This window comes from Planctomycetota bacterium (assembly GCA_016872555.1).
Taxonomy (GTDB): domain Bacteria; phylum Planctomycetota; class Planctomycetia; order Pirellulales; family UBA1268; genus F1-20-MAGs016.
Map to the genome: position 1 here is coordinate 1 of VGZO01000102.1, position 5,748 is coordinate 5,748.

Consider the following 5,748-nt stretch of genomic DNA (forward strand, 5'->3'; position numbering starts at 1 on the left):
CAGAGGGCATGAGAATCGTTTCATTCACGCCTGCGGGTGTGAGGGCGGGGCAGCCTGCGAGAAACGCGCGGATCCCGGGCCTTCGGCACGGCAGGTCGCCGGGAGCACCCTATGATGCCGGCATCTGGTTTCACCTCGATGCCCACCGTCCCCCGCAGAACTTTCATGCATGACCAACCGAGCCCCGTGATCGCCGCGGGCGACACGATCGCCGTGACCGGTGCGACGGGCTACGTCGGCGGACGGCTCGTGCCCGCGCTGCTCGAAGCTGGCTACCGTGTGCGGTGCCTCGTGCGCGAGCCGCGCAAGCTCGACGCCCGCCCCTGGCGACATCATCCAAACGTCGAGGTGCTCGCGAACGATCTCGGTGACACGTCCGCTTTGGCCACGGCGCTCGAGGGTTGCCGCGCCGCCTATTACCTCGTGCACTCGATGGTCGCCACCGGTGGGGCCTATGCGGATCACGATCGTGAACTCGCCGCCGGCTTCGCCCGGGCGGCCCGCGATGCCGATCTGTCGCGGATCATCTACCTCGGCGGCCTCGGCGAGATGGGGCCGGATCTGAGCGAGCACCTGCGGTCGCGGCGGCAGGTCGAAGAGGAGCTCGCTTCGGGCGGCGTGCCGGTCACCACGTTCCGGGCGGCGATGATCATCGGGTCGGGGTCGGCGTCGTACGAGATCCTCCGCTATCTCGTCGAGCGGCTCCCGATCATGGTGACGCCCAAGTGGGTGACCACGGAGTGCCAGCCGGTGGCCATCGCCGATGTCGTGCACTGGCTCGTTCGCTGCCTCGACGTGCCCGAGACGGCTGGCAAAACGCTCGAGATCGGCGGGCCCGACGTGATGCCCTACCGCGACTTGATGCGGGTGATGGCCGAGGAGCTCGGCCTCCGGCGGCGGATGATTCTGCCGGTGCCGGTGCTGACGCCGCGGCTGAGCTCGCTATGGATCAATCTCGTCACGCCGGTGTCGTATCGCATCGCCCGGCCGCTGGCCGAGGGGCTCAAAAATCGTGTCGTCGTCACCGACGACACCACGCAGCAGCTGATGCCCCACCCGGCGCTTGGCGTGCGCGAGGCGATCCACACGGCCAAGGTGAAGATCGATCAGCACGCCGTGGAAACCCACTGGAGCGTGGCCGGGCCGGTGCCCGGCGACCCGGCCTGGGCCGGAGGCACGGTGTTCACCGATCGGCGGGTCGTCGACATCGAGGCCGATGCCGCGAGCATCTACGCCGCGGTCTGCCGGATCGGCGGCGGCAACGGCTGGTATGCGGGCGACGTGCTCTGGCAGCTGCGCGGCTGGATGGACAAGCTCGTGGGTGGCCCAGGGCTGCGCCGTGGCAGGCGGCATCCGGAGAAAGTCGAGTTTGGTGAAGCGCTCGACTTCTGGCGGGTGGTGGGGATCGACCGCGATCGCTCACTCGCACTCCGCGCCGAGATGAAGCTGCCGGGCGAAGCGCAGCTCGATTTCGCGATCGAGGAGATCGATGCCGAAGCCCGGCCGCCCCTGCACCGGCTCGTGATGACCGCCCGCTTCCGCCCCCGGGGCCTGCTCGGCCTCTTGTATTGGTATGCCGTCGTGCCGCTGCACGAGCTGGTCTTCGGTGGCATGCTGCGGGGCATTCAAAAAACGGCCGAGGCCTTGCACCGCGCAAAGACGCTGCCCGGGGACGAGTTCCCGGCGGTGGAGGCCGCTCCCGGCTATGGCCGCGCCCGACTGTGGCTGGGCATGAGTGGCGTCGGCACGATCGTCGTCCTGGCGGTCGCGGGCCTCGCATTCGGGCTGCCGGCCCGATTCCTGCCTCCGGTGGGAGGAGCGCTCCGCGACCAGCTCTTCGCCCTGGCCGGTTTCGTGCTCGTCTACGCCGCAGTGCATGTCCCCTTCGACCTCTGCGGCGGCTATCTGTTGCCACGCCGCTATGGCCGCGGGCATCTTCCGCTCGGCAGCTTCGTCGCGCGCCTGGCCCGGGGTGTGAGCATGCACTCGAGCATCATGTTCACCGTGGCGTTCACGCTGCTTCTGGCGGGTCGGGCGGGAGGAGCGCTCGGGGTGATCGCCGCCGGTGCGACGCTCGTGCTGGTGTTGCTGGGCCTGCGGATCGCCGTGGCGGCGGCCATGGCGCCGCTCGAGCTCACGCCGAGCCTGCCGAGTGCCCACGAGCCGGTCACAGACGACCGGGCGCTGCCGATGCTGCCGACCTTCATGGCTGAATCCGCAGACGAGGGCTTTACCGGCGCAGTCGTGGGCGTGGTGCGGCCCCAACTCCACCTCCTGCCGCTGCGCTGGCGCGAAGTGCTCGATGCGGAAGCCTTTGCCACGGCGTTGCAGCGGCGGCAGATGGCCGTCGAGAGCGGTGCATGGTGGCGGGGCCGGATGCTCGCGATCGGCTTCACACTCTTCGGGATCGCGCTGGCGGCAGTCGTCATCGGGGATCGGCGGCTGGCCACGGCCGAGGGCATCGTCACGTTTAGCCTCGTGTTCACGCTCTGGTCGTTTCTCGGCCTGCTCACGCTGCCGACGCCCAGCCGCCGCGGCGTGGAGGAGGTCGATCAGCGCATGCTCGCGGCCGGCTGCCACCGTGCGACGCTCGCCCGCACGATCGAATCACTCGACGAACTGCAGGATCGCGAACGCGAGCGTCCGGCGCTCGTCGAAACGATCTTCCATCCGGTGCCGAGCGTGGAAGCGCGGCTCCGCGGGCCCCACGCCACCGGTGTGGCGGGCTTTTGGGACGCCGCCAGGACGGCGGTGTACGTGAGCATCGCCGGCCTCGGGCTCCTGGGCCGGGCGGTGCACTGCAACTGCGGCCGCCCCTCACTCTGGGCTTTTCTGCCGCTCGACTGAGCCGCGGTCGATCGCCAGGAAGCAGGCGAACACGCCGAGCACGGCGAGCCCGTAGAGCATGGCTGTCAGCGCCAGGAGGAGGTCGTAGGGCTTGGGCGTCGACAGCGAAACCCGTAAGAGCACCGTGGAGATGACGAATCCCGCGTTCCGAAACACGTATTCATAGCGGTCGTAATAGGCCAACGACACGATCAACAGGAACACGTCGGTGAAGATCATGAATTCGAAAAATCGTGGAAAGAAGAAGAGATCGACGTCGGCCGGCGGCGTCGCGATCACGGCAGGCAGGCCGTCGACGAGACCGAGCCAGCTCGCCAGATTGAGCGTCGCCAGCCCGACGAGCACGACGAGCAAGAGCACGGCCATTGCCTTCTTGAGCTGGACGAAGCCCTCCAGATCGTGGCGGATTGGCGTCTTCGGCGTCACGTGCCGCAGCCACGCAAAGGCCGTAACGATCAGAAACATCAGCACGGCGCCGGCCATGTCGATGAGCACGGCCCTCACCGCCTCCGGCTCGGCGAGCCAGTTTTCCAGGTCGCTGAAGCCGCCGATTTCTTTGAAGACCCGCCGGACGACGATCAGCGATACGATCTGATACTGCTTGGCGATCTCGCCGGTGTGCGAGGCGGTGAGTGCGAAGACGAGGAGCACCACCTCGTAAAACAGGATCACGCTGAAGGGCGTGTAGACCGCATGCAGCGGACTCTCATCGAGCCCCTTGAAGACCGTCTGGGGAAGGTCGGGGAACAGCCGGGCAAGCCCGATCGCCGCGAGGTGCACGAGAAACCCGCCCGCCGCCCCCCCCCACCACCGCCCGCTCGAGCCAGGCCCGCACGGGCGGCGTGTCGAGCCGGTCGAAGGCGGCGGCAAGGAGGCGGCGGATCGGACCGAACACGATAGGCTCCCCTTATGGATCAAACCCTCCACTGCACGCCCCGTCGGTGTCAGAGCAGGTCTGCAAGACGGGGCGTCAGCATCCGCACGACTCGGCTCGGCCTCGGAAGCACCTCCAGCGACACGAGCCCCGCCACGTTCAACCGCACCGGAACGGTGCAACGCTGTGCGACGGCGAGCACCGGCACGAGCGCTGTCGCCGACCGCCGCGCCGCCCACGCCGTCGCCACCGACGCAAACGAAACCATCACTCCGCGTTCATCGGCATCGATCACGACCGGGCGACCATCCAGCGTTCCCGTGAGTCGCCCGGCCAGAATCAGTTTGGGGACGAGCCCGTGTCCCGCGTACGAATCTTGAGCGTCCCGTGCAGCACCCACTCGGCATGCTGCGCCGACGGACCGGTGCCGCTCGGAATCTTGATGTGCATGTCGTCGAACTGGTACGTGATCTCCGCCCGCCGCCCCGTGAGATTGTCGTAGAGGCCGATCAAGAGATCCGGCCAGTTGTTGGGGTGATTTTCGGCCATGGAGAATGCTCCGAAGAGGGAAAGATCGTTGCCGCGGAAGTATAGGCAGCGGAGACGATCGGCAGAGGACTTTTCGTTTTCGGGCTGGCAGGACGCCGAAAAATTGCTCGGAGTGGCGCTTGTCGTGAGCGACATGGAGGCTGCCCTCACGGCCGAGGCCGTCGCCCGGCGGCTCTTTCGCGCCGGTCACACCTGCAGCGGCAAGGCTTTGATGAGGTCGTCGCCGCCGATCACGATCTCGCCCGTGAGGCGGGAGCGGCTGCGGATCGTGGCCAGATCCTCGTCGATCACCCACGACGCATACGCCGCGTTCACGAGGCTCTCCGGCGAGTCGAGGGCGTCGTTCGTGATGTCCCAAAACATCATCCCGCCGAGGCCGATGTCCTCGGCCAATTGGGCCCGCTGGGCGATCGACGTGGGCGTCTCGAACGAGCTGAACAGGCCCTTGGAGCGGTTGTAGACGTAGGCCGCCTGGGCCGTGTCGTCCCAGTAGAGCTTCCAGCCGCTCGCCGGATCCTGCACCTGGCGGAGCAGGTCCTTGTAGTCATACACGCCCGCCTCGAACGTGCCGGGCGCCGAGCCGCTGGACTGCTCGGCATAGCCGCCGTCGCCGCCGTCGGCCACGCCGCTCCAGCCGCGGGTGTAGAGCGGGGCTCCGAGCACGATCTTGCCGGCGGGCACGCCCGCGGCGCGGTAGAGATCGACGGCCGTCTTGATGTCGTAGCCGATCGGGTCGCCCGTGAAGGCCGACTGGTGGCCCGTCGTCTTCTCCCACGTGCCGTGGAAGTCGTAGCTCATCAGGTTGAAGAAGTCGACGTGCGGCGTGAGGCCCGCGAGATTGAAGTTTCGGATCTTGTCGAAGCCGGCCGGCGAGGCCACCGAGAGCTCGTAGTCGCGGCCGAGGCGCGTGCCGAGAGCGTCGACCTTCGAGCGCACGAGCTACGAGCTTCATGAGCGAGGCGTAGTTCGCCCCGTCGTTCGGGCTCACGGAGTTGCCGTCGAGGCCGCCACCGCCCGGATATTCCCAGTCGAAGTCGATGCCGTCGAACATCCGGTAGGTGTCGAGGAACTTGACGAGCGAGTTGGCAAACGTCTCGCGGCCGGCCGCCGTCGAGCACACGGTGCTGAAGTGCGTGGAGAGCGTCCAGCCGCCCACGGCGATGCTCACCTTGAGGTGCGGAAAAAGGATAGGTCGGCCAATGGCACTTCGGCAAGCGTCGGCCTGGCGGGGCGGATCATGAGGAGCAACCGCCGGAGCTGGCTGGGCCGTATGCGGGCCGACCGTGGAGGCGCCGCGGAACTTCCTATCCACGCTCAAGGCCGGATTTGTCTCGTCGGCTCGAGCCCGCTCTGAAACCGCCCTTCTCACGGGCCGTCCGCACCGTGACATGGGATCCCGTCAGAGGCTGCGAATGTCGATCACGGGCAGTTCGTCGGGCGACGTCTGAGTCACGTCGCATTCGTTGTGGACCTGCACG

5 protein-coding genes and 1 pseudogene are annotated in these 5,748 nt (G+C 67.6%); 1 reads left to right on the forward strand and 5 read right to left on the reverse strand.

Features of this window, described 5'->3' with window-relative positions; all coding sequences use genetic code 11:
• The first annotated feature begins 165 nt into the window (after positions 1-165).
• A complete protein-coding gene (locus FJ309_17005) occupies positions 166-2,847 on the forward strand; it encodes an SDR family oxidoreductase (protein MBM3956273.1) in 2,682 nt (893 codons plus the stop codon).
• Here FJ309_17005 and FJ309_17010 read toward each other — a convergent pair.
• From FJ309_17010 to FJ309_17030, 5 genes and pseudogenes are all read right to left on the reverse strand, one after another.
• Positions 2,818-3,627 (reverse strand): hypothetical protein, encoded by an 810-nt coding sequence (locus tag FJ309_17010; protein ID MBM3956274.1) that lies wholly within the window; start codon positions 3,625-3,627, stop codon positions 2,818-2,820. The two genes, FJ309_17005 and FJ309_17010, sit on opposite strands and share 30 nt — an antisense overlap.
• A 164-nt stretch (positions 3,628-3,791) precedes the next feature.
• The gene (locus FJ309_17015; GenBank protein MBM3956275.1) at positions 3,792-3,989 is read right to left on the reverse strand and encodes a hypothetical protein; all 198 of its coding nucleotides are present in this window, start codon (positions 3,987-3,989) and stop codon (positions 3,792-3,794) included.
• Between the two features lie 71 nt (positions 3,990-4,060).
• The gene (locus FJ309_17020; GenBank protein MBM3956276.1) at positions 4,061-4,270 is read right to left on the reverse strand and encodes a hypothetical protein; all 210 of its coding nucleotides are present in this window, start codon (positions 4,268-4,270) and stop codon (positions 4,061-4,063) included.
• Between the two features lie 186 nt (positions 4,271-4,456).
• A complete protein-coding gene (locus tag FJ309_17025; protein MBM3956277.1) occupies positions 4,457-5,206 on the reverse strand; it encodes a glycoside hydrolase family 18 protein in 750 nt (249 codons plus the stop codon).
• Positions 5,187-5,660, reverse strand: a pseudogene (locus FJ309_17030) (hypothetical protein). The gene FJ309_17025 and the pseudogene FJ309_17030 overlap by 20 nt, the downstream one beginning before the upstream one ends.
• Between the last annotated feature and the right edge of the window lie 88 nt (positions 5,661-5,748).